The organism is Caenispirillum bisanense, assembly GCF_900230255.1.
In the GTDB taxonomy this organism is placed as follows: Bacteria; Pseudomonadota; Alphaproteobacteria; order Rhodospirillales; family Rhodospirillaceae; genus Caenispirillum; species Caenispirillum bisanense_A.
The window spans coordinates 184768-208288 of the sequence record NZ_OCNJ01000008.1; the positions used below are offsets into that span (position 1 = coordinate 184768).

At 70.9% G+C, this 23521-nt stretch carries 25 protein-coding genes; 11 read left to right on the forward strand and 14 right to left on the reverse strand.

Translation table 11 applies throughout. The annotated features are described in order from the left end of the window. Positions 1–15 precede the first annotated feature (15 nt). From mnmG to CRP50_RS17875, 4 genes are all read right to left on the reverse strand, one after another. Positions 16–1896, reverse strand: coding sequence for a tRNA uridine-5-carboxymethylaminomethyl(34) synthesis enzyme MnmG (gene mnmG / locus CRP50_RS17860; protein ID WP_097280545.1), 1881 nt, complete (start codon positions 1894–1896; stop codon positions 16–18). A gap of 2 nt (positions 1897–1898) precedes the next feature. Then, positions 1899–3236, reverse strand: coding sequence for a tRNA uridine-5-carboxymethylaminomethyl(34) synthesis GTPase MnmE (gene mnmE, locus CRP50_RS17865; protein ID WP_097280546.1), 1338 nt, complete (start codon positions 3234–3236; stop codon positions 1899–1901). Positions 3237–3457: 221 nt separating this feature from the next. After that, positions 3458–3835 carry a (2Fe-2S) ferredoxin domain-containing protein gene (locus CRP50_RS17870; protein WP_097280547.1) on the reverse strand — a complete coding sequence of 126 codons (378 nt, stop codon included), beginning with the start codon at positions 3833–3835 and terminating at the stop codon, positions 3458–3460. A 10-nt stretch (positions 3836–3845) separates the two neighbouring features. Next, positions 3846–4103 (reverse strand): DUF6489 family protein, encoded by a 258-nt coding sequence (locus tag CRP50_RS17875; RefSeq protein WP_097280548.1) that lies wholly within the window; start codon positions 4101–4103, stop codon positions 3846–3848. A gap of 133 nt (positions 4104–4236) precedes the next feature. On the opposite strand from CRP50_RS17875, the gene CRP50_RS17880 reads away from it, so the two are divergent. Genes CRP50_RS17880 through CRP50_RS17890 form a run of 3 tightly spaced genes read left to right on the forward strand, consistent with a single transcriptional unit; the run spans position 4237 to position 7787 of the window. Then, positions 4237–6264, forward strand: a complete 2028-nt coding sequence (locus tag CRP50_RS17880; RefSeq protein WP_245913518.1) for a thioredoxin domain-containing protein — start codon at positions 4237–4239, stop codon at positions 6262–6264. Between the two features lie 42 nt (positions 6265–6306). After that, a complete protein-coding gene (locus CRP50_RS17885; RefSeq protein ID WP_097280550.1) occupies positions 6307–6771 on the forward strand; it encodes a methylated-DNA--[protein]-cysteine S-methyltransferase in 465 nt (154 codons plus the stop codon). 41 nt (positions 6772–6812) lie between these two features. After that, the gene (locus CRP50_RS17890; RefSeq protein ID WP_097280551.1) at positions 6813–7787 is read left to right on the forward strand and encodes a quinone oxidoreductase family protein; all 975 of its coding nucleotides are present in this window, start codon (positions 6813–6815) and stop codon (positions 7785–7787) included. 265 nt (positions 7788–8052) lie between these two features. On the opposite strand, the gene rho is transcribed toward CRP50_RS17890, so the two are convergent. The 4 genes from rho to hemE all read right to left on the reverse strand — a co-directional run bounded on the left by rho (position 8053) and on the right by hemE (position 12255). Next, positions 8053–9309: a transcription termination factor Rho gene (gene rho / locus CRP50_RS17895; RefSeq protein ID WP_097280552.1), complete on the reverse strand. Its 1257-nt coding sequence runs from the start codon at positions 9307–9309 to the stop codon at positions 8053–8055. 350 nt (positions 9310–9659) lie between these two features. Beyond that, complete coding sequence (locus tag CRP50_RS17900) at positions 9660–10100, reverse strand: CopD family protein (protein WP_097280553.1); 441 nt, start codon at positions 10098–10100, stop codon at positions 9660–9662. Between the two features lie 10 nt (positions 10101–10110). Further along, positions 10111–11160 carry a ferrochelatase gene (gene hemH, locus CRP50_RS17905; RefSeq protein ID WP_097280554.1) on the reverse strand — a complete coding sequence of 350 codons (1050 nt, stop codon included), beginning with the start codon at positions 11158–11160 and terminating at the stop codon, positions 10111–10113. A 45-nt stretch (positions 11161–11205) separates the two neighbouring features. Then, positions 11206–12255, reverse strand: a complete 1050-nt coding sequence (gene hemE / locus CRP50_RS17910) for a uroporphyrinogen decarboxylase (RefSeq protein WP_176525253.1) — start codon at positions 12253–12255, stop codon at positions 11206–11208. 443 nt (positions 12256–12698) lie between these two features. Here hemE and CRP50_RS17915 point away from each other — a divergent pair, with 443 nt between their 5' ends. The 5 genes from CRP50_RS17915 to dnaQ all read left to right on the forward strand — a co-directional run bounded on the left by CRP50_RS17915 (position 12699) and on the right by dnaQ (position 16446). After that, entirely contained in the window at positions 12699–13523 is an 825-nt protein-coding gene (locus CRP50_RS17915) for a pyruvate, water dikinase regulatory protein (protein WP_097280556.1), read from the forward strand. Positions 13524–13640: 117 nt separating this feature from the next. After that, the gene (locus tag CRP50_RS17920; RefSeq protein ID WP_097280557.1) at positions 13641–14237 is read left to right on the forward strand and encodes a Maf family protein; all 597 of its coding nucleotides are present in this window, start codon (positions 13641–13643) and stop codon (positions 14235–14237) included. Then, a complete protein-coding gene (locus CRP50_RS17925; protein WP_176525254.1) occupies positions 14237–15082 on the forward strand; it encodes a shikimate dehydrogenase in 846 nt (281 codons plus the stop codon). The genes CRP50_RS17920 and CRP50_RS17925 overlap by 1 nt, the downstream gene beginning before the upstream one ends. Further along, a complete protein-coding gene (coaE, locus tag CRP50_RS17930; protein WP_097280559.1) occupies positions 15079–15711 on the forward strand; it encodes a dephospho-CoA kinase in 633 nt (210 codons plus the stop codon). The genes CRP50_RS17925 and coaE overlap by 4 nt, the downstream gene beginning before the upstream one ends. A 3-nt stretch (positions 15712–15714) precedes the next feature. Continuing rightward, positions 15715–16446: a DNA polymerase III subunit epsilon gene (gene dnaQ / locus CRP50_RS17935; RefSeq protein WP_097280560.1), complete on the forward strand. Its 732-nt coding sequence runs from the start codon at positions 15715–15717 to the stop codon at positions 16444–16446. Positions 16447–16465: 19 nt separating this feature from the next. On the opposite strand, the gene CRP50_RS17940 is transcribed toward dnaQ, so the two are convergent. The 5 genes from CRP50_RS17940 to CRP50_RS17960 form a co-directional block, all read right to left on the reverse strand. Continuing rightward, positions 16466–16684 carry a hypothetical protein gene (locus CRP50_RS17940; RefSeq protein ID WP_097280561.1) on the reverse strand — a complete coding sequence of 73 codons (219 nt, stop codon included), beginning with the start codon at positions 16682–16684 and terminating at the stop codon, positions 16466–16468. Then, the gene (locus CRP50_RS17945; RefSeq protein WP_097280562.1) at positions 16672–17136 is read right to left on the reverse strand and encodes a hypothetical protein; all 465 of its coding nucleotides are present in this window, start codon (positions 17134–17136) and stop codon (positions 16672–16674) included. Before CRP50_RS17945 ends, CRP50_RS17940 begins: the two co-directional genes overlap by 13 nt. A gap of 54 nt (positions 17137–17190) precedes the next feature. Beyond that, complete coding sequence (gene nudC, locus CRP50_RS17950; RefSeq protein WP_097280665.1) at positions 17191–18105, reverse strand: NAD(+) diphosphatase; 915 nt, start codon at positions 18103–18105, stop codon at positions 17191–17193. A 58-nt stretch (positions 18106–18163) separates the two neighbouring features. Then, complete coding sequence (locus CRP50_RS17955) at positions 18164–18679, reverse strand: MarR family winged helix-turn-helix transcriptional regulator (protein WP_097280563.1); 516 nt, start codon at positions 18677–18679, stop codon at positions 18164–18166. Positions 18680–18830: 151 nt separating this feature from the next. Next, on the reverse strand, positions 18831–19541 hold the full coding sequence (locus tag CRP50_RS17960; protein ID WP_097280564.1) for a response regulator transcription factor: 711 nt from the start codon (positions 19539–19541) through the stop codon (positions 18831–18833). Between the two features lie 154 nt (positions 19542–19695). Between CRP50_RS17960 and ribA the strand changes: the two genes are divergently transcribed. Next, positions 19696–20841 (forward strand): GTP cyclohydrolase II, encoded by a 1146-nt coding sequence (ribA, locus tag CRP50_RS17965; protein ID WP_097280565.1) that lies wholly within the window; start codon positions 19696–19698, stop codon positions 20839–20841. 2 nt (positions 20842–20843) lie between these two features. Here ribA and CRP50_RS17970 read toward each other — a convergent pair whose 3' ends face one another. Further along, positions 20844–21590 carry an SAM-dependent methyltransferase gene (locus CRP50_RS17970; protein ID WP_097280566.1) on the reverse strand — a complete coding sequence of 249 codons (747 nt, stop codon included), beginning with the start codon at positions 21588–21590 and terminating at the stop codon, positions 20844–20846. A gap of 220 nt (positions 21591–21810) precedes the next feature. On the opposite strand from CRP50_RS17970, the gene CRP50_RS17975 reads away from it, so the two are divergent. After that, positions 21811–22929 (forward strand): hypothetical protein, encoded by a 1119-nt coding sequence (locus CRP50_RS17975; protein ID WP_097280567.1) that lies wholly within the window; start codon positions 21811–21813, stop codon positions 22927–22929. 68 nt (positions 22930–22997) lie between these two features. Then, entirely contained in the window at positions 22998–23498 is a 501-nt protein-coding gene (locus CRP50_RS17980; protein WP_097280568.1) for a L,D-transpeptidase family protein, read from the forward strand. Positions 23499–23521: the final 23 nt, after the last annotated feature.

Sequence of the window (23521 nt, forward strand, 5' to 3'; positions counted from 1 at the left end):
CCCCTTATACCCCCCTCAGACGGCCTGCGCCACCGTCTCCTCGCGTCGCGCGCGCTTGACGTGACCGAGCAGGGCCGTGATCGCCGCCGGGGTGACGCCGGGGATGCGCGCCGCTGCGCCGAGCGTCGCCGGCCGCGCCTGCTCCAGCTTCAACCGCACTTCGGCCGACAGGCTGCCGACGCTGGCGTAGTCCAGGTCATCGGGAAGCACCAGCGCCTCGTCGCGGCGGAAGGCGCGAATGTCGGCCTCCTGCCGCGCCAGATAGCCGGCGTAGTGGCCTTCGATTTCCAGCTGTTCCGCCACGTCGGGGCGCAGATCGCCCAGTTCCGGCCACAGGTCGCGCAGCCGTGCCATATCCACGTTGGGATAGCCGAGCAGGTCCATGGCGGATCGACGGACGCCGTCCTGGTTCACCTTGATGCCGCGGTCGGTGATCTCGCGCGGCGTCATGGCGAGGCTGCGCAGGCGCGCCCTGCCCTCCTCCAGCAGCGCCGCCTTCTCGGTGAAGGCGCGTGCCCGCTGCGGCCCCACCACTCCCAGGTCCATGCCCTTTTGCGTCAGGCGCAAATCGGCATTATCAGCCCGCAGCAGCAGGCGGTATTCCGCCCGGCTGGTGAACATGCGATAGGGCTCCTGGGTGCCGAGCGTGACCAGGTCGTCGATCATGACCCCCAGGTAGCCATCGGCGCGGTCCGGCGTCCATGGATCACCGCCACCGGCAAGGCGTGCCGCATTGAGGCCGGCGACCAACCCCTGCCCCGCCGCCTCCTCATAACCGGTGGTGCCGTTGATCTGACCCGCCAAGAACAGGCCCGGCACCTTGCGGACCTCCAGACTCGGGCGTAGTTCGCGCGGGTCGACGAAGTCGTATTCGATGGCATAGCCCGGCCGCACCATCACCGCCTTCTCCAGGCCGGGGATGAGGGCGATCATATCCCGCTGCACCTCTTCCGGCAGGCTGGTGGAGATGCCGTTGGGATAGACCGTCGGGTCGTCGTAGCCTTCGGGCTCCAGGAAGATCTGGTGGCGGTCGCGGTCGGCGAAGCGCACCACCTTGTCCTCGATGGACGGGCAATAGCGCGGCCCGATGCTCTGGATCTGGCCCGAATACATGGGCGCCCGGTGCAGGTTGCCGCGGATGATGGCGTGCACCTCGGGCGACGTCCAGGTGATGCCGCAGGCCACCTGCGGCTGGGTGATGGCGGTGGTGAGGTAGGAGAACGGCTGCGGCGGTTCGTCCCCGGGCTGGCTGTCGAGCGCCGCCCAGTCGATGGTGCGGCCGTCGAGTCGCGCCGGCGTGCCCGTCTTCAGCCGCCCCAGCGCCAGGCCGACGCGGCCCAGCGTCTCCGACAGGCCGAGCGCCGGCGCCTCCCCCACCCGGCCGGCGGGGATCTGCACCTCGCCGCAATGGATCATGCCGCGCAGGAAGGTGCCCGTGGTCAGGACGACGGCACCGCAGGCAATGCGCCGGCCGTCGCCCGTCAGCACGGCGGTCACCCGCCCCTGCCCGTCCAGCTCCAGGTCCTCGACGGCGGCGGCCTGGATGGTGAGGTTGGCCGTCTCGGCCAGCAGCGCCTGCACCGCCTCGCGGTAGAGCTTGCGGTCGGCCTGGGCGCGCGGACCGCGGACGGCGGGGCCCTTGCTCTGGTTCAGCATGCGGAACTGGATGCCGCCACGGTCGATGGCGCGCGCCATGATGCCGTCCAGCGCATCGACCTCGCGCACCAGGTGGCCCTTGGCGAGGCCACCGATGGCAGGGTTGCACGACATCTCGCCGATGGTTTCCACCTTGTGGGTGAGCAGCAGCGTCGCCGCCCCCGTGCGGGCGGCCGCCGCCGCGGCTTCGGTGCCGGCGTGTCCGCCGCCCACCACGATCACGTCGTACCGTTCCGTCATGCTCATTTACCGATGCAAAAGTCGCGAAAAATGACGTCGAGCAGCTCGTCCACCTCGACGCGGCCGGTGATGCGGCCGAGCGCCCGCGCCGCCATGCGCAGGTCCTCGCCCGCCAGTTCCGGCAGGGCCGCGGCCCGCGCTTGCGTCAGGGCCTCGACACACTCGGCCAGCGCCCGCCGGTGCCGTTCCCGCGTCAGGGCGGGTGCGCCGGTGCCGCCGGCGAGGCGGGCGCCGACCTCTTCCGTCAAACGCGCGAGCAGGCGGTCCATGCCCTGCCCCGTCTTCACCGACAGACCCAGCGCCGGCCGCCCAGCCACCGTCGGGGCCTCGGGCACGGCGGCCAGATCCGCCTTGTTGACCACCACCAGGGCCGAGTCGTCAACCAGCGACAGCGTATGGGCATCGAGATCCGGCCAGGCCGCGCCGTCGAACACCGCCAGCCGCAGGTCGGCCTGTTCCGCCCGCGCCCGCGCCCGCCGGATGCCCTCGGACTCGATGGCCTCGGCCGCCTCGCGCAGGCCCGCCGTATCGGCCAGCACCACGGCATAGCCGCCCAGGTCCAGGTGAACGTCGACCACGTCGCGGGTCGTGCCGGCGATGTCGGAGACGATGGCCGCCTCCCGCCGCGCCAGCGCGTTCAACAGGCTCGACTTGCCGGCGTTGGGCGGGCCGATGATGGCGATGTGGAAGCCGTCGCGCAGCCGCTCGCCGCGGCGACCGTCGTTGAGGTGGGCGGTCATCTCGGCGATCAGGGCCTCGACGGCGCCCCAGATGGCGGCCTGCGCTTCCGGCGGCAGGTCTTCGTCGGGGAAGTCGATGAAGGCCTCGAAGTGGCCGAGCGCCTTCACCAGGCGGGTGCGCCAATCCTCGATGAGGCGGGCGAGCGCGCCGTCCATCTGCCGCAGGGCTTGGCGCCGCTGCGCCGCCGTTTCGGCGTCGATGAGGTCGGCGAGCGCCTCGGCCTGGGTGAGGTCCATCTTGCCGTTCTCGAAGGCGCGGCGGGTGAACTCGCCCGGTTCGGCGACCCGCAGGCCCTCCTGCGCCGCCAGCAACCCCATGACCGCCTCGAGCACGGCGCGGCTGCCGTGCAGGTGCAGTTCCACCACGTCCTCGCCGGTGAAACTGGCCGGTGCCGGGAAGCGCAGCGCCAGGCCGTCGTCCACCGGCTCCCCGTCGGCATCCACCACCTTCACCCGTGCGGCCCGGCGCGGCGCCGCCAAGGGCGCACCCGCCGTCAGCGCCGACAGCGCCGCGTCGGCGGCCGGGCCGGAGATGCGGACGATGGCGACGCCGGCGCGGCCGGGTGCCGTGGCGGGGGCGAAGATGGTATCGGGGTGCATGGGGTTCGGCTTCATTTTTTTAAACCACCAAGACACAAAGACACCAAGGCGGTGGGGGCAAGCGTTGGCGACGGTACTTCAGGGGCTGATCTGGTTCGCCTACTTCAGCAGCAACATGCTCGCTGGCAGCGCCGAGCGTCGACCTGACAGTCGGCACGATCTCTTGGTGTCTTCGTGTCTTGGTGGTTCAACAGGTTTAGGGGTGGCTCACGAAGCAGACGCTACTCCGCCGCCTCACCGACCCGTTCCGCGACCTGCGCCCGCTCCGTCTCCTCCGGGCTCAGCATCAGGCGCGCGACGCGACCGCCGTCGATGAGGTGGGTCTGCAGGATCTCGTCGATGTCGTCGGCGTTGCGCACCGCGTACCACACGCCCTCGGGGTAGACGACGATCACCGGGCCCAGTTCGCAGCGGTCGAGGCAGCCGGAATTGTTGACGCGCACGCCGTCGATCTTCAGTTCCTTGGCGCGCGCCTTCATGTAGTTGCGCAGCTTCTCGGCGCCGAAGCGGGCGCAGGAGCCGCGCGGGTGCCCTTCCGGGCGGACGTTGGTGCAGGCGAAGACGTGGGCGCGGTAGTACGGCGCGGGGTCGGCGGACAAGGTGGGCTCCCTACTTGTCGGAGGTCGAGCCGCCGCCGGCGGAGCGGTTGAGCTGCGACCAGAAGAATTTCTGCATCTGCTCGAACCCCTGCACGCTGGCCGGCAGCCAGGTGCGGTACAGGGCTTCCGGCTCCATGGCCTGCAGGTTCTGCATCATGCGGCTCTGGATTTCCTGCAGCATGGCGTCCTGCATGGGCTTCACGTCGGGCAGGCCGAGGAAGGTGCGCGCCTCTTCGGGCGTGCAGTCGACGTCGACGGTGATCTTCATGGGGGTCCCCTTCCCGCGTCCGGTTGCATCGGCGGCATGGCAACACAAAGTAAGGCACCGGCCCCGGCGGCGCAACGTTTCCCGCCTGGAATCGCTTGACTCGCCGACCCTTTTCCCCCGGGAGGACCGCGCCGTGAACCTGCTCCGCCACGAGACAAGCCCCTATCTGCTCCAGCACGCCGACAATCCGGTGCACTGGCGCCCCTGGGGGCCGGAGGCGCTGGCCGAGGCGCGGGCGGCGGGCAAGCCGGTGCTGCTGTCGGTCGGCTATGCCGCCTGCCACTGGTGCCATGTGATGGCGCACGAGAGCTTCGAGGACGCCGACACCGCGGCGGTCATGAACGACCTCTTCGTCACCATCAAGGTGGACCGCGAGGAACGCCCCGACGTCGACGCCATCTATCAGGCCGCGCTGCAGCTCATGGGCCAGCACGGCGGCTGGCCGCTGACCATGTTCCTGACACCCGAGGGCGAGCCCTTCTGGGGCGGCACCTATTTTCCAAATACCGCCCGCTGGGGCCGGCCCGATTTCGTCAGCGTGCTGCGCCAGATTTCCGAAACCTACCGCACCGCGCCCGACAAGGTGCAGCATAACACCGGCCTGCTGGTGGATGCGCTGCGCAAGAACATGCACCTGCCGCAATCGAGCGACACGCCGCAGAGCCTTTCCCTCCCCCTGGTCGACGCCGCCGCCGGATCGCTGGCCGGCTACGTCGATCCCGAGTGGGGCGGCCTGCGCGGCGCGCCCAAGTTCCCGGTGGTCTTCGCCTTCGATGCCCTGTGGCGCGCCTGGCGCCGCACCGGCCGCCAGGACATGCGCGACGGCGTGCGGCTGACGCTCGACCGCATGTGCCAGGGCGGCATCTACGATCACCTGGGCGGCGGCTTCGCCCGCTACTCCACCGACGCCGAGTGGCTGGTGCCCCACTTCGAGAAGATGCTCTACGACAACGCCCAGCTGATCGACCTCATGACCAGCGTGTGGCAGGAGACGCGCAGCCCCCTGCTCGCCGCCCGCATCGAGGAGACGGTGGAATGGCTGGAGCGCGAAATGATCGCCGAAACGGGCGCCTTCGCCGCCACCCTCGACGCCGACAGCGAAGGCGAGGAAGGCCGCTACTACGTCTGGACGGAAGACGAGATCGACGCCCTGTTGGCCGACGACACCGATCTCGCCCGGCTGTTCAAGGCCGTCTACGACGTCAAGCCGGGCGGCAACTGGGAGGGCAAGACCATCCTCCACCGCAACGCCTTGGCGGTCGAGGACTACCCGGAGACGGAGCGCAAGCTCGCCCGCGCCCGCGCGCTGCTGCTGCGCGCCCGCGACCGGCGGGTGGCGCCGGGGCGTGACGACAAGGTACTGGCCGACTGGAACGGCCTGATGATCCACGGCCTCGCCCGCGCCGGCTGGGTGTTCGACCGGCTGGACTGGGTGGACCTCGCCCGCAGCGCCTACGATGCCGTCCGCGCCACCATGACCCGCGACGGTGGCCGCCTCGGCCACAGCTTCCGCCGTGGCAAGCTGCAGCCGGTCGCCATGCTGGACGACTACGCCGCCATGATGCGCGCCGCCCTCACCCTGCACCAGGTGACGGCGGAACCGCAGTTTCTCGACCATGCGCTGGCGTGGCTCGCGGTGCTGGATGCCGACTACGCCGACCCGGCCGGCGGCTACTTCCTGACGGCGGCCGACGCCACCGACCTGATCCTGCGCACCAAGACGGCGCAGGACAACGCCACGCCCGCCGGCAACGGGCTGATGGCGGTCAGCCTCGCCACCCTGTGGCACCTGACCGGCGACGACGCCCACCGGACCAAGGCGGAAAGCCTGATCCGGACGTTCGAGCCGATGGCGCTGAACGTCTACCCCCACTCCGCCACCCTGCTCGGCGGGTTCGAGCTGCTGGAGTCGGCGGTGCAGGTGGTGGTGGCCGGCGATGCGACCACGGCGCGGCCGCTGGTGCGCGCCGTGGCGGAGTCGCCGGTGGTCGGCCTGGTGCTGAGCCAGGTGCGCCCCGGGCAGGAGCTGCCGGAAGGGCACCCGGCGCGCGGCAAGGGGCCGGTGAACGGCGTCCCCGCCGCCTACATTTGCCGCGGCCCGGTGTGTTCGGCGCCGGTGACCGATCCGGAGGAATTGCGCACCCAACTGACGGCGCGCTAACGTCAGGGGTCCCTTCCTCTCCAGCGCCGGAGCCGCCGCGCCATGCCCCAGATCTCCGTCCACTCGCCCGTCGGCGACCTGACCCTGTTCGAGCACGACGGCCACATCGTCGCCGTGGAATGGGGCTGGGTGGAGGACCAGGAGGAAACGCCGGTGCTGGTGGAAGCCCGCCGCCAGCTGGAGGACTACTTCGCCGGCGACCGTCGCGACTTCGACCTGCCGCTCGACCCCGCCGGCGGCACCGCCTTCCAGAACAAGGTGTGGGCCGCCATGCGGGCCATCCCCGCCGGTCAGGTGCGCACCTACGGCGACCTGGCGACGGAGCTGGGCTCCTCGGCCCGTGCGGTCGGTACGGCCTGCGGGCGCAACCCGCTGCCGATCCTCATTCCCTGCCACCGGGTCGTCGCCGCCAGCGGCCGCCTCGGTGGCTATTCGGGGTGGGAGGGCACCGACACCAAAAAGCGCCTGCTGGCGCTGGAAGGTGCCACCCTGCCCACCCTCGTCTGATCCTGTTCCATTGCCCCAAGATCCATAACGGAGGAAACACAGTGGCGACCGTCATTCGCATTCATGAAAACGGCGGCCCCGACGTCATGCGCGTCGAGCAGGTGGACGTCGGCGAGCCCGGTCCGGGCGAGGTTCGTATCCGCCAGACCCATTGCGGCGTGAACTACATCGACACCTATCACCGCAGCGGCCTCTATCCGGTGGCGCTGCCGTCGGGTCTGGGGCTCGAGGGTCTGGGCGTGGTGGAAGCGCGCGGCCCGGGCGTGACGGAGCTGGAGGAAGGCGACCGCGTCTGCTACGCCACCGGCCCTATCGGCGGCTACGCCAGCGCCCGCCTCATCACCGCCGAGAAGCTGATCCGCCTGCCGGAAGACATCCGCGACGATCAGATCGGCGGCCACATGCTGCGCGCCATGACCGTGCAGTACCTGCTCCACCGCACCTACCCGGTGAAGAAGGGCGACGTGGTGCTGTTCCACGCCGCCGCCGGCGGCCTCGGCCAGATCGCCGTGCAGTGGCTGAAGCACCTGGGCGCCGTGGTCATCGGCACCGTCGGCAGCGACGAGAAGGCGGAGGTCGCCCGCAAGCTCGGCGCCGACCATGTCATCAACTACTCGACCGAGAACTTCGTCACCCGCGTCAAGGAGATCACCGACGGCAAGGGCGTGCCGGTGGTCTACGACGGCGTCGGCAAGGCGACGTGGGAGGGTTCGCTGGACTGCCTAGGCCTGCGCGGGCTGATGGTCAGCTTCGGCAATGCGTCGGGTAACGTCGACCCGTTCGCGCCGGGCATCCTGGCCGCCAAGGGCTCCCTCTTCCTCACCCGCCCGACGCTCGCCAGTTACACCAGCACCCGCGCCGATCTGGTGGAAACGGCGACCGGCGTGTTCCAGGCCATCGGCTCCGGCGCCGTGCAGATGGGCCAGGCGGTGGAGTATCCGCTCGCCGACGCGGTGCAGGCGCACAAGGACCTGGAGGCCCGCAAGATCGTGGGCTCGACGGTGCTGAAGCCCTGATCCACTGTTTCACGTGAAACACGGGCGCCGGAGTCGCGAGGCTCCGGCGCCATTTTTTTAACCACCAAGACACAAAGACACCAAGGGTGTGGTGCCGGCTGAAGCGGTGGACCTTGCATCCGAAGACTCTGATTTCTCATGTAGCCGGGTGGTCAGTGCAGCCTGCACGACCTCCTTGGTGTCTTCGTGTCTTGGTGGTTAATCAAAACAAAAAGCCCGCGACTCCCCGAGCCGCGGGCTTCTGTCTGTCCGGACCCGACAGCGATCAGGTGTTCATGCTGTCGAAGAAGTCGCCGTTGTTCTTGGTTTCCTTGATCTTGGAGACCAGGAATTCCATGGCGTCCTGGGTGCCCATGGGCGACAGGATGCGGCGCAGGACCCACATCTTCGAGAGCGTCCCACGGTCGACCAGCAGTTCTTCCTTGCGGGTGCCCGAGGACGTGATGTTGATGGCCGGGAAGATGCGCTTGTCCGACAGCTTCCGGTCCATGACGATTTCCGAGTTGCCGGTGCCCTTGAACTCTTCGAAGATCACTTCGTCCATGCGGCTGCCGGTCTCGATGAGGGCCGTGCCGATGATGGTCAGCGAGCCGCCTTCCTCGATGTTGCGGGCCGCGCCGAAGAAGCGCTTGGGGCGCTGCAGGGCGTTGGCGTCCACACCGCCGGTCAGCACCTTGCCCGAGGACGGCACCACGGTGTTGTAGGCGCGCGCCAGACGGGTGATGGAGTCGAGCAGGATGACGACGTCGCGCTTGTGCTCCACCAGGCGCTTGGCCTTCTCCAGCACCATCTCCGTCACCTGGACGTGGCGGACGGCCGGTTCGTCGAAGGTGGAGGAGACCACCTCGCCCTTCACGCTGCGCGCCATGTCGGTCACTTCCTCCGGCCGCTCGTCGATGAGCAGCACGATGAGGTAGACCTCGGGGTGGTTGGTGGCGATGGCGTGGGCCAGGTTCTGCAGCATCACGGTCTTACCCGTGCGCGGCGGCGCCACCAGCAGGGCGCGCTGGCCCTTGCCCAGCGGGGCGACGAGGTCGATGACGCGGCAGGTGTAGTCCTTGCGCGTCGGGTCGTCGATCTCGAGCGTCAGCTTTTCGTTGGGATAGAGCGGCGTCAAGTTGTCGAAGTTGATCCGGTGGCGCACCGCCTCCGGGTCTTCGAAATTGATGGTGCTGACCTTCAGAAGCGCGAAGTAGCGCTCGCCGTCCTTGGGCGCCCGGATCTGGCCTTCCACCGTGTCGCCGGTGCGCAGGCCGAAGCGCCGCACCTGGCTCGGGCTGACGTAGATGTCGTCCGGGCCGGGCAGGTAGTTGGCTTCCGGGGCACGCAGGAAGCCGAAGCCGTCCTGCAGGATCTCCAGCACGCCGTCGCCGTAGATGGGCGTGTCGTTGTCCGCCAGTTGCTTGAGGATGGCGAACATCATGTCCTGCTTGCGCAGGGACGACGCGTTCTCGACCTCGAGTTCCTCGGCGAAGGCGAGCAGCTCGGCGGGCGACTTCTGCTTCAGCTCCTGAAGATGCATGTTCTGTCCAACGATACAGGGCGTAAAGGGGGGACGGAGCGTCCGGGGGGAGATCGTCGAGGACCGTCGCGGAGGGTGCGTCTGCGTGACCACCGAGCCGGAAGCCCGACGAATGATCGGACGGAAGGGCCGGAGGAAACCGCATCTCGGGACGAGATCGTCGCGATGTCGAGGTGGGAAAAGCGCGGAAAACCGGGTGGTGCCGCGACTTTCCGGTCACCATACGCAATCGACGGTCCAAGTCAACACTTCTTGCGGCGCCGATGGTCACAACATGCGAAGCCGCGACTCGTTCCATGGCGCGGAGTCAGATGGGGGCCGCCGCCGCCGGGGCAAGACCCCCTGCCCGCTCAGAACGGCTTGAAGATCACCAGCGGAATGATCACCAGCAGCAGGACCGTCGGCACCTCGTTCATCCAGCGGTAGAACACGTGGTCGCGCGTATTGCGGTCCTCGGCGAAGGCGCGGCGCCAGCGGGCGTAGAAGCCGTGCATGGCGGCCATGCCGAACACCAGGAGGACCTTGGCGTGCATCCAGCCGTCGGTCATCCAGGTCGGGAACAGCAGGAAGCCGGTGACGAACACCAGGATCATGGACGGCGTCATGATGCCGCGCTGCAGCTTGCGCTCCATGACCTTGAATCGCTCCGACGTGGCCGAGCCCACTTCCTCCATGGCGTGGTAGACGAACAGCCGCGGCAGGTAGAACAGCGCCGCCATCCAGGTGATGATGCTGAGCACGTGCAGCGTCTTGATGGCGTCGTAGAGCACGCTGCCGTAGTCGAGCGGCATGGGGGCCTCCTCAGGCTCGGTTGGGGCACTGGCCGCAGGTGCCGGGGCAGATCCGCCCGCCCTGCTGGCTGAGGGTCGTCTCGGCCGCCGCCCCCGCCGCCCGCCGCACCAGTCCGGCGAGCCCGTCGACGAAGACCGGCGCCGACAGCACGGTGGAGACGCGGCGGTAAAGCGGCACGCCGGACGTATGGGCCAGCTCGCCGTATTCGATGTCGAGCTCCACCAGCGTTTCCGAGTGTTCCGACACGAAGGCGATGGGCACCACCACCAGCGGCTTGCCCTCGCGCCCGGCGGCCTCGATCTCGCTGTCGGTGGCGGGGCCGATCCACTCCAGCGGGCCGACGCGGCTCTGGTAGGTGACGCGCCAATCCAGGTCCGGCCGGTTCAGCGCCGCGGCCACGGCGGCGGCCGACTGCTCGACTTGCCACTGGTAGGGGTCGCCGCCGGCGATCACCTTCTTGGGCAGCCCGTGGGCCGAGAACAGCACCCGCGGCGGCGGATGGTCGCCCCGCTCGGCCTCCAGGGCATCCAGCGCGTCGGCCACCAGGGCCGCCTGGGCTTGCACGAAGCCCGGGTCGGTGGGGTAGCAGCAGACAGTGGTGGTGGGTGCCCTCAGGCCCGCTGCAGCGGCCCGCGCGCGCCACTGGCCGATGGAACTGCCCGAGGTGGTGCGCGAGTACTGCGGATAGAGCGGCAGCAGCACCACCTGGTCCGGGCCGAACTGTTTCACCGCCGCAACGGTCTCGTCGGTCATGGGGTGCCAGTAGCGCATGGCGATGAACACCCGTACCTCGTCGGCGGCCCCCGCCAGGGCGCCTTCCAGCGCCCGCGCCTGATCCTCGGTATGCGGCAGCAGGGGCGAGCGGCCGCCCAGGTGCTGGTAGATCTCCCGCGCCACCGGCGCCCGGCGGCGGCTGATGACCTGCGCCAGCGCCCAGCGCACGGGCGTCGGGGCGCCGATGATGGCGGGATCGTTGAACAGGTTGAACAGGAACGGACGGACGGCCTCGGGGCTGTCCGGTCCGCCCAGGTTGAACAGAACGACGGCGAGCTTCTTCATGCGGGACGGGTCCGGCGACGGGAAGGCGACCGACCCCGGACGGGGTCAGCCCTGGAAGGACCGGATGCGGTCGGCGAGCTGGGCCACATGCTCCGGCGGTGTTTCCGGAACGATGCCGTGGCCGAGGTTGAATACGAAGGGACCGCGCCCGAGGATCTCCAGGATGCGGTCGATTCCGTCCAGCATGGCCTGCCCGCCGGTGACCACCAGGATGGGGTCCAGGTTGCCCTGCACGCAGCAGCGGCTCTGCAGGCGGTCGCGGGCCCACGCCAGCGGCACGGTGGTGTCCAGCGACACGGCATCCACCCCCGTGGCGTCGATGAAGCCCTCGTAGAGCAGCCCGGCGCCGCGCGGGAAGCCGATGATCGGCACGCCCGGCCGCGCCGCCTTCACGCGGCGGACGATTTCGCCGATGGGGCGGGTCACCCAGCGGGTGAAGGCCTCTTCCGGCAGCACGCCGGCCCAGCTGTCGAAGATCTGCAGGGCCTCGGCGCCGGCGTCGACCTGGGCGATCAGGTAGTCGGTGGTCACGTCGACCAGCAGGCCGATGAGACGGTCGAAACCCTCGGGGTCGCCATAGGCCCACTTCTTGGTGGCCGCATAGTCCTTGGAGCCGTGCCCTTCCACCATGTAGGTGGCGACCGTCCAGGGTGCGCCGCAGAACCCGATGAGCGCGGTCGTCTGCGGGATCTCCCCTGACAGCCTCTTCACGGTCTCGAACACGGGCGCGAGGTGGGGAAGGACGCGCTCGGGGTCCAGGCGCGACAATTCCTCCGCCGAGCGGATGGGGTCGAGCTGCGGCCCCTCCCCCTTCACGAAGCGCACGCCCTGCCCCAGCGCATCCGGGATCACCAGGATGTCGGAGAACAGGATGGCGGCGTCGAAGCCGTAGCGGCGCAGCGGCTGCAGCGTCACCTCGACGGCGAAGTCGGGCGTGTAGCACAGCGACAGGAAGTCGCCGGCCTCGGCGCGCGTGGCACGGTACTCGGGCAGGTAACGGCCGGCCTGGCGCATGAGCCAGAAGGGAGGCGGCGTCAGCGCCTCGCCCCTCAGGGCACGCAGGAACCGTTTCTCGGAAGAGGCGGACATGGCGATCTCGCTTGGTTTGTCCCCGGACCCTCATAACAGACGGAAGGGTTTTGGTAAAAGGGTTGTGGTTGGTAGTAGGGCCTGTGAATCCTGTGGATGATTCGCCGTCCACAGGTCCGTCCACAGCGACTCCGGCGCGCTGGCGGTGTTTCACGTGAAACTGTGGACCGGCGCGGGAGGGCGCGGCACACTCCTCGGGAGTCCGCCGAGTCGCCGGGCGGTGGAGAAGTCTGGGGATTATGTGGATAACCTGCCCCGCCGGGCCGGTTCTCCCCGACTCTCCCGCAAGGTCCGCCGCCGCGGCCCACAGACTCACCTCCCTCCGGGCGGTTTCCCGGTGACCGTGGGAGAAATTCGGCGCCTTGGGAAAACAGGGCCGCTTATCCCCGACTCCCCACAGTTGTCCACAGGCCGCGAGTCGCCGTCGACCAGAGAAGAAGGAGCCCCGCGTGCGCAGCTTCCATCTGCACCTCGTGTCCGATTCCAGCGGCGAGACCGTCAGCGCCATCGCGCGGGCCTGCCTCGTGCAGCTGACCGACGTTCACCCCGACCAGCACCTGTGGTGGCTGGTGCGCACCCGCGGCCAGGCCGTCCGCGTGCTGGAGGGCGTGCGCGAACATCCCGGCGTGGTCCTGTGCACGGTGGTCGACCCGGAAATCCGCAGCCTGCTCGAACAGGGCTGCCGCGAGGCGGAGGTGCCCTTCATCCCCGTGCTCGACCCGGTGATGCAGACGCTCGGCGCCTATCTGCAGGTGGAGCTGGGCCGCGAGCCCGGCCGCCAGCACCTGCCCGACGCCGACTACTTCCGCCGCATCGACGCCATGCACTACGCCATCGAAATGGACGACGGTCAGGGCATGGAGCGGCTGGAGGAGGCGGACGTCATCATCATGGGCGTGTCGCGCACCTCCAAGACCCCCACCTGCATGTACCTCGCCAACCGCGGGCTGAAGGCGGCCAACGTGCCCATGGTGCCGGGCATCGGCATCCCGCCCGAGGTGCTGGCCTGCAAGCGGCCGCTCATGGTGGCGCTCACCCGCGACCCGCGCAGCCTCGCCGACATCCGCCGCACCCGCCTGCGGGTGATGAACGACGCCGCCAACGCCGAATACGCCGACGTGGAACGGGTGCGCGAGGAAGTGCAGGAAGCCCGCCGCATGTTCACCCGCCACGGCTGGCCCGTCATCGACGTCACCCGCCGCTCCATCGAGGAGACGGCGGCCACCATCATGCAACTGCACCGCAATCGGCTGGCCAAGGTGGGCGGGGTGTGAGGCGGATTGTCTGAACCACCAAGGCACCAAGACACCAAGGGGGCGGGGCTCGGTGGCGTCGGCGGCGCCCAGGCGGTAAAAGACGGTGCGTGGATATTCTTTCGTGATGGAGGTTCGATGGCCGAGCTGATTCTCGCGTCCGGCAGCCGCACCCGGCAGACCCTGTTGTCCCAGGCCGGCGTGCCCTTCGCCGTCGACGTGCCGCGGGTGGACGAGGATGCGGTCAAGGCCGCCATGCGGGCCGAAGGCGCCCCGCCGGGCGACGTCGCCGAGGCCCTGGCGGAGCTGAAGGCGACGCGCGTCAGCCCCAAGCACGTGGGCGCCCTGGTGGTCGGCTGCGACCAGATGCTCGCCTGCGAGGGCACCTGGTACGACAAGCCCACCGACCGCGCCGCCGCCCGCGACCAGTTGCTCGCCCTGCGCGGCCGCACCCACGAGCTGATCTCCTGCGCCGTGGTGGTGCGCGACGGCGAGCGCCTGTGGCACCACGTCGACCGCGCCCGCCTCACCATGCGGCCGTTCACCGAAGCCTTCCTCGACGAGTACCTGGACCGCGCCGGCGACGCCGTCTCCCAGTCGGTCGGGGCCTATCAGCTGGAAGGGCTGGGGGCGCAGTTGTTCGCGCGGGTGCAGGGGGACTATTTCACCATCCTCGGCATGCCGCTGCTGCCGCTGCTCGATTTCGTCCGCAATCACGGGGTGGTGACGCCATGATGCTGTCCGGCAAGGCCCGCGTGGCCGGGGTGATGGGGTGGCCGGTGTCGCACTCGCGGTCGCCGCGGCTGCACGGCTTCTGGCTGCGCGAACACGGCATCGACGGCGCCTACGTGCCCCTGCCCGTGCGGCCGGAGGATTTCGCGGCGGCGGTGCGCGCCCTGCCCAAGCTCGGTTTCGCCGGCGCCAACGTCACCGTGCCGCACAAGGAAGCGGCGCTGGCGGCCTGCGACGAGGTCAGCCCGCTCGCCCGCCGCATCGGGGCGGTGAACACCCTGGTCTGCCGGCCCGACGGCAGCCTCTGGGGCGACAACACCGACGGCTTCGGCTTCCTCGAGAACCTGCGCGCCGGCTGCCCCGGCTGGCGGCCCGAGGCGGGGCCGGCGGTGGTGCTGGGGGCCGGCGGTGCGGCGCGGGCGGTGGTGGCGGCGCTGCTCGACGCCGGCTGCCCGCAGGTGCGCCTCACCAACCGCACCCGCGACCGCGCGGCGGAGCTGGCCGCCGACCTCGGCGGCGCCATCGAGGTGGTGGCGTGGGAGGAGCGCCGCGCCGCCCTGGCCGGTGCCGGGCTGCTGGTCAATACCACCACCCTCGGCATGACCGGCGCGCCGCCGCTGGATCTGGCGCTCGACCCCCTGCCCGCGGCGGCGCTGGTGACCGATATCGTCTACGCGCCGCTGGTCACCGATCTGCTGGCGCGGGCACAGGCGCGCGGCAACGCGGTGGTCGACGGCCTGGGGATGCTGCTGCACCAGGGCCGGCCGGGCTTCGAGGCCTGGTTCGGCGTGCGCCCGGAGGTGACGCCCGCCCTGCGCGCCGCCGTGCTGGGGGATGCGCCGGCATGATCGTGCTGGGGCTCACCGGCTCCATCGCCATGGGCAAGACGACGGCCCACCGCATGCTGCTGCGGCTGGGGGTGCCGGTGCACGACGCCGACGCAACGGTGCATCGCCTGTTCGCCCGCGGCGGCGCGGCGGTGGCGCCCATCGGCGCGGCCTTCCCCGGCGTGGTGGTGGACGGCGCCGTCGACCGCGTTCGTCTGTCGCAGGCGGTGCTCGGGGACGAGGCCGCCTTCCGCCGGCTGGAGGGCATCGTGCATCCGCTGGTGCGGGCGGCGGAAGTGGAGTTCCTGAAGCGCCGCCGCCTCGCCCGCGTGCCGCTGGTGGCGCTCGACGTGCCGCTCTTGTTCGAGACCGGCGGCGAGGCGCGCTGCCATGCCGTCGCCGTGCTGTCGGCGCCGCTGTTCCTGCAGCGCCAGCGCGTGCTGCGGCGGCCGGGCATGACGGAGGCCAAGTTCCAGGCTATCCTGGCGCGCCAGATGCCCGATGCGGAAAAGCGCCGGCGGGCGGACTGGGTGGTGCCGACGGGCCTCGGGAAAGCCTTGACCCGCCGGGCCCTGGCCGGCATCGTGCGCGACCTCCAGGCCGGCCGCCTGCCCCGCCGCTCCCCCGGCCGCCGCCGCAAGCCCGAGTGAGCCATGCGCGAGATCGTCCTCGATACGGAAACCACGGGCTTCGAGCCCTCGGAAGGCCACCGGCTGGTGGAAATCGGCTGCGTCGAGCTGGTCAACCACGTCGCCACCGGGGCGCACTTCCACAAATACTGCAATCCGCAGCGGGAGATGCCCGAGGAGGCGTTCCGCGTCCACGGCCTGTCCAACGACTTCCTGGCCGACAAGCCGCTGTTCGGCGACATCGCCCAGGAGTTCGTGGACTTCGTGGGCGACAGCCCGCTCATCATCCACAATGCCCAGTTCGACATGAAGTTCATCAATGCCGAGCTGGTGATGTGCGGCCGCCCGCCCCTGCCCTTCGAGCAGGCGGTGGACACCGTGCAGATGGCCCGCCGCAAGTTCCCCGGCGCGCCGGCGAGCCTGGACGCCCTGTGCCGCCGCTTCGGCATCGACAACAGCTCGCGCACCTATCACGGCGCCCTGCTCGACGCCCAGTTGCTGGCGGAAGTGTACCTGGAACTGGTGGGCGGCCGCGAGCCGGGCCTGGCGCTGGCGACGGGCGGACGGGATGCGGGCGGCGGCGGCCGCGGCATCGTCGTCGACCGGCCCTACCGCGCGCCACGCCCCCACGCGGCGACGCCCGAAGAACTGGCGGCCCATGCGGCCTTCGTCGAGAAGCGCCTGAAGAAGCCCCTGTGGCACGAGCTGGAACCCCCGGCCCCGGCCGAACCGGCGGCGGAAGCGGTGTCGGCCTGAGCCGGCCGGCTTGCGTCGGTCAGGGCTGCTGGCGCCGCTGCTGCCGCTTGCGGGCGTGCCAGCGCAGGAAGGCGACCAGCACGTAGAGCGCGATCCCCGACAGCGTCACCGGCCAGATCACCACCACCAGCGGCAGGGCGGAGACGGCGGCGAGCAGCACCGACAGGACCAGCGCGATCGGCAGGATGCCGATCACGAAACCGAACAGGGACCGCAAAAGAAGGTTCAGGAACGGCACTTCTCGTAGGTTTCGCTGGTGCCACCCTTCAGATTGTACTTCTTCAGGATGGAGCCGGAGACGGTGATGACCTGGTCGGGGTCCTCGCTGGTCTGCACCAGCCGCTGGAGGCGGAAGAACACCCGATAGGCCTGCGGGCTGTCGTAGCGGTACTTGCCGCGGGCGAACCCCCAGTCGGTGCGCGAGGTGCGCCAGCGGTAGCCGCCGTCGGAAAAGATGACGAGCAGGCTGTCGTCGTCCTGGCAACGCCCGTCCTTGGCCCAGGTTCCCTTGATCTGTTGCGGTGCCGGGTTCACCCACTCGCCGGGGCGGAAGTTGAAGGCCTCGGCGCCGGCGCGCTTCAGGTCGCTCTCGGTGAACAGCATCAGCAGGCCGAGAATGGCCGGAATGATGACGATGGCCGCCATGCCGGCCTTGGCGACCGGGTTCTGATACCACTTCTCGTCGGCCACGGCGGCCTCCCCCGCGTTACCCCTACCTCCTTCGGATCATAGCAGAAAAGCGGCTCAGCGGGTGCGCCACGTCTCGATCAGCCAGCGCGAGATGCTGTCGGCGCGCGGCAGCTTGGGCCGGTCGGTGCCGTCGCCCCATTCGCCGAAGCCGGCCAGCTCGTCGCGGTGGACCCAGCAGGCGGTTTCCAGCTCCTGGCGGTCGATGTGGATGTCGGTGGTCTCGGCGGTCGCCCAGAAACCGAGCATGAGCGACGACGGGAAGGGCCACGGCTGGCTGCCGCGATAGACGACGTCGCGCACGACGACGCCCGCTTCCTCCTGAACCTCGCGGGCGACGGCCTCCTCCAGCGTCTCGCCCGGCTCGACGAAGCCGGCGAGCGTCGACAGCGCGCCGGGCGGCCACCACGCCTGGCGGCCGAGCAGCACGCGGTCGCCGTCGCTCACCAGCATGATGACGGCGGGGTCGGTGCGCGGGAAGTGCGGCGCCGCGCAGTCGGCATTGGTGCACTGGCGCTGATGGCCGCCCTTGCGCACCTCGGTCGGGGCGCCGCAGCGGCCGCAGAAGCGGTGGTTCTGGTGCCAGAACATGAGCCCGCGGCCGTAGGCGAGCACGCCGGCGACGTCGCGCGGCTGGGTATTGCCGAAGCCGCGCAGGTCGATCCAGCGGGCCGCCGCCGGCACCTCGGCGGCGGTGCCGGGGCCGAGGTCGCGGTCCTCGCCGTCGACGGCGGGGAGGTGCGACAGGTCTTCCATGAACCACGCCGTGTCGCCGGCGAGGCCGAGGAACACCGCCGCCTCGCCCAGCGGCGTCCGCCGCCACACCGGCGCGCCGGCGGCATCGAGGGCGTGGCGCCCCTGCCAGAACGGCAGGATGCGGACGTCGGGGCCCGAGAGGAAGCGCGCGGCGTCCTCCCGCAGGTGGTCGGCGCGGTCGAGGGGGGCGCCCGTGTAGTGCGGCGGCTGGATCATGGGCAGCAGCATGCCACGGCGGCGGAGGAGCGGAAAGGGCCGGTGCGGCGGCCGGCGGTCAGTCCGCCGCCGCCGCCTCCAGCGTCCGCAGCAGGGCGGCCAGCGCCGCATCCAGGGCCGCCCGCTGGTCGGCGTCGAGGCCGCCGAGGATGCGGTGCTCGTTGGCGACGTGGTCGGTCACGGCGGCGTCGATGAGCGTCAGCCCGGCGGGCGTCAGGCGCACCAGCAGGCTGCGGGCGTCGGCGGGGTCGGCAACACGCTCCACCAAGCCGCGGGTCTCCAGGCGCTTGAGCCGGTGCGTCATGGTACCGGAGGTGACCATCAGCGACGAAAACAGGGCGGTGGGCGCGAGGCAGTGGGGCGGGCCGGCGCGGCGGAGCGTCGCCAGCACGTCGAACTCGCCGCGCTGCAGGTCGTAGGCGGCGAACACGGCATCGAGCCGCTCGCGCACCAGCACCGCGCAGCGCCCGAGACGGCCGAGTGGCCCCATGGGCGAACAGTCGAGATCCGGCCGCTCGCGCGCCCACTGGGCGAGGATGGCGTCTACCGCGTCGCCCGGACGGTCGCTGGTCATGGGTTCGTTTCCCTCCCGGAACATCTGCGTCGAGACCGCTGCGCCCCCTCGGCGCCGCCGGGGTATCTTGACGTGGAGATACGGCCCTGTCCAACCGTGCGGGCGGCAGGCTCGATCGTGGGACGGGGAGAGGGTGGGCGGCGACGCGGGTTCAGCCCGCCGCGTCGCCCGTCGCGGCCAGGCGGTAGCCGCCGTCGGCGGTGAGCAGCAGCGTCACCTGCCCGGCGACGGGCTCGATCTTCTGGCGCAGGCGGTAGACGTGGGTTTCCAGGGTGTGGGTGGTCACCCCGGCGTTGTACCCCCAGACCTCGCCCAGCAGCTGGTCGCGCCCGACGGCGCCGCCGGCGCGGTAGAGGTACTTGAGAATGGCCGTTTCCTTCTCCGTCAGGCGGATCTTGCGGCCCTTGCCCTCGTCCAGCAGCATCTTGGTCGCCGGATGGAACTTGTAGGGCCCGACCTGGAAGACGGCGTCGTCGCTCGCCTCGTGGCTGCGGATGTGGGCGCGCAGGCGGGCGAGCAGCACGGCCAGGCGGAACGGCTTGGTGACGTAGTCGTTGGCGCCCGCCTCGAGGCCGGTGATGGTGTCGTCGTCGCTGTCGGCGGCCGTCAGCATGATGATCGGAGAGCGCACGCCGGCCGTACGAAGGTCGCGGCACACGTCGCGGCCGTCGGCGTCGGGCAGTCCGACGTCGAGCAGAACCACGTCGAACGGCTGGCCCTCGGCGGCGACGCGGCGGGCCGCGGCGGCGGTGGGGGCCTCGACGATTTCGGCGAAGTCGCCCTGGGCGGCCAGTTGTTCGACCAGCGAGCGGCGCAGAAGATCGTCGTCGTCGACCAGAAGCAGGCGTCGTCCAGCGCTCATCGTATTCGTCCGTATGCGAGTCCCCTTGTTCTAGCACCGCCCTTGCAATAATTCGACACGGTTGTTCCATGGCCCCCATCGCCCGCACGAAAGCGGCCTTTTGCCTCGCCGCCCGACCGGCTATTGTTCCCGCCCACGGAGAAACGCGCCCCCGATGACCGATCCACGTCCCCTGCCGACCGCCCCCGCCGCCCCTGCCCTGACCGCGCCGCTGACCGCGGTGGACCGGGCGTCGGCGGAAGTACGCCGCGGCGGGCTCGTGGTGGTGACCGGCGACGACGGCGAGACGGCCTGCCTCGTGCTCGCCGCCGAGGCGGTGACGCCGACCGCCCTGCAGGCCGTGCGCCTGCTGGCCGGCGTCGAGCCGGCGGTGGCGGTGACGGCGCGGCGCGCCCGCCTCCTCGACCTGGCGGCGGAACAGACGGAGGTGGCGGTCATTGCCTCCGACCACCCGCTGACGGCGGAAACCCTGCGGGCACTGGCCGAGCCGGGCGCCGGCGTGGTGGAACACGGCCTGACGGCGGAGCCGCGCGCCCTCGCCACCCCGGCCGGCGCGGCGGTGCAGCTCATGAAGGTGGCGCGCCTGCTGCCGGCGGCGGTGATCGCGCCGGTGCCGGCCGTCGGCGAGGCCGAGGCGGCGGCCTGGGCAGCGGGGCACGACCTGCCGCGCGTCGCCGCCGCCGATGTCGTCGCCTACGAGGAGACGGCGGCGCGCACCCTTGCCCTGGTGGGCGACGCCCGCGTGCCGCTGGAGGGGGCGGAAAATGCCCGCATCCTCGCCTTCCGCCCGGCGGACGGCGGTACCGAGCACCTCGCCATCCTCATCGGCGAGCCCGATCCCGGCCAGCCGGTGCTGGCCCGCCTGCATTCGGAGTGCTTCACCGGCGACCTGCTCGGATCCCTGCGCTGCGACTGCGGCGATCAGCTGCGCGGCGCCATCGAGGCCATCGGCAAGGCCGGCGCGGGCGTGTTGCTCTACCTGGCGCAGGAAGGCCGCGGCATCGGCCTCGTCAACAAGCTGCGGGCCTATACCCTGCAGGACGAGGGCTATGACACGGTCGACGCCAACCGCCAGCTCGGCTTCGACGACGACGAGCGCATCTATGCCCCGGCGGCGGAGATGCTGCGGCGGCTCGGCTTCGGGTCGGTGCGGCTGATGACCAACAACCCGCTGAAGGTGGAGCAGCTGGCCCGCCACGGCATCACGGTGACCGAGCGGGTGCCGCACGTCTTCCCGTCCAACCCCCACAACCTGCGCTACCTGCAGGCCAAGGCGACGCGCAGCGGCCACCTGTTCTAGGATTACCGCGCCATCAACGCGAAGACGCCCCAGCCCAGGTATTCCCGGGTGTAAGCGGCATAGCGCCGGGGTTCCGAGGCCAACAAGGCGCGAACCTCCGGCGCGAACTCGTCGTCGGGATTGGCGTCGAGCCACCGGCGCATGGTGAGCCACTTGGCCGCTTCGTAGCGGTCCCAGCCGTCCTGGTTCGCCAGAACCATTTCCACGACGTCGTACCCGAGATCGGCGAACGAGGCGATCAGGTCGGGCAGCGTCAGAAAGTCGGCGATCGACCCGGCGCCGCATCCCTCGGCGACCTGTTGGTCGGGTGGCACCCGCAGCCAGTACGGTTCGCCGACGAGGATGATCCCCCCGGGGCGCAGGCTTTTCGCCAGAAGCGCGATGGTGCCGGCGACACCGCCACCGATCCACGTGGCCCCGACGCAGGCGGCCACCCCGACCGGATCGGCGGCGACGTAGCCGGCCGCGTCGCCATGGATGAACGCGACGCGATCGGCGACGCCGAGCTGTTCGGCGCGGCGCTTCGCTTGCGCGGTGAACAGCGGGCTCATGTCGATGCCGGTGCCGGTGATGGCGTGATCGCGGGCCCAGGTGCACAGCATCTCGCCGGATCCGCTGCCGAGATCCAGGACGCGGGTGTCCGGCTCCAGGCGCAAGGCCGCGCCGAGCGTGGCGTAGTTGTCCGCCGTGAAGGGATTGTGGATGCGGTGGGCACTTTCGGTGATGGTGAAGATGCGCGGAATATCCACGGCAGAAGCCCCCTGGTCGGTGCGCGGTGCCGGCCCGACAGCAATACACGAGTTCCGCCGCTCCGTCGCCGCCCTGACGGGGGAGCCCTGCGATGGACACTTTCTTGCCCGGCAGATTCTGCCGCCGGGCGGCGATGCACCGCCTGAACCCGCGGAAATCCTCGGCTGCCGAGTTGGACTCGTCCTTGCATGGGAGGGCGGTGCAGCAGAGGACCCGCCCATGAGCACCGTCGCCAACGCCCCGGTCGTCATCGACAACATCCGCCCCGGCGGTTCCGCCACCGGTGCGCCCGCCGGCAAGGCCAAGGCGGGCGACGACGACGTGTCGTTCTGGGACTTCGTCGACATCATCAACCCGCTGCAGCACCTGCCCATCATCTCGACCATCTACCGCGAGATCACCGGCGACACCATCAAGCCGCTCACCCGCGTGGCGGGCGGTGCGCTGTTCGGCGGCGTCATCGGCGTCGCCGCCGCCGTGGTGACCCAGGTGGTGGAGGAAGCCGCCGGCCTGCAGGAAGGCGAGACGCTGCTGTCGCTGTTCGACGGCGACGAGGGCGAGGCGCCGACCCAGGTGGCCCAGGGCGACAGCGCCACCGACCGCATCGGCCGCTACGCCACCGCGACGCCCGCCGGCGCCGAGGGGGGCGAGGTGCAGACCGCCGCCGCCATGCCCGCCTCCGCCGGCAACCTCGCCGCGCCGCCGGCCTCCGCTCCCGCTGCCGCCGGCGAGACGACCACGGCCGGGGCCGACGCCCGGTTCTTCCCGGCCGCCCAGGCGCCCGCCGGCTTCATGCCCATCCGCGCCTCCGACTTCCGCCCGACCGGCGCCCTCACCCGCATGCCGGCGCCGGAGAAGCGCCCCGCCGGCCTGTCGCCCGCCGACCAGATGGCGGCGCTGCGCCCGAGCTACGGCGCCGCCGCGGCGCGGCCTGCCCAGGCCGACGACGACGGCGCCCAGTACCTGAGCGTGCCGAGCAAGGCCCAGATGGCCGCCGCCGAGGCGCAGGGCACCGTCGCCCAGGCCTCCGCCGACGATGCGGTGATGCGCGCCCTGGAAGCCCAGGGCCTGAAGGGCGAGGCGGCCAAGCATCCCATGCTGCAGGCGGCCTTCCGCCCGGCCTCCGCCGCTCCCCTGGCGACCCCCGCCGCCGCCTCCGCCCCGGTGACCGGCGCGGCGGGCTATGCGACGGCGGCCGAATCGGTCGCCGCCGCCGAAGCGGCCGCTGGCGGCGAGCAGGGTCCGCAGGCCATGCCGGGCTGGTTCGACCAGGCCATGCTGAAGGCGCTCGACCGCTACCAGCAGACCGGCCGCCTCAACACCGCCACCGCCGGCTGAGGCTTGACGCCGGGGCTGCGGGCGCGCCAAGTGAAGGCCGCAACCGCCACAGCCCCGGATGACCCGCCGTGCCGCTTCTCGTCGATCCCGCCGGTTTCCTGATCCAGGGCGAGCGCCGCCTGCCCTGCGCGCTCGGCAAGGGCGGCATCGTCGCCGACAAACGCGAGGGCGACGGCGGCACGCCGGTCGGCACCTTCGCCCTGCGCCGCGTGCTCTACCGCCCCGACCGCCTGTCCACCCCGCCGCAGACCGCCCTGCCCGTGGCGCCCATCGCGCCCGACGACGGCTGGTGCGACGCGCCGGGCGATGCGGCCTACAACCGCCCGGTCAAACTGCCCTACCCCGCCAGCACCGAGGCGATGTGGCGCGACGACGGGCTCTACGACGTGGTGGTGGTGCTCGGCCACAACGACGATCCGCCGGTGCCGGGGCTCGGCAGCTGCATCTTCCTGCACGTCGCCCGCCCCGCCTACGCGCCGACGGAAGGCTGCGTGGCGCTGGCGCTGGAGGATCTGCTGGCGGTGCTGAAGGGGTGCGGGCCCGGCGAGACCCTTACCGTTCCGGGTTGATTTTTTGCCCTCAGGCGCCGGGC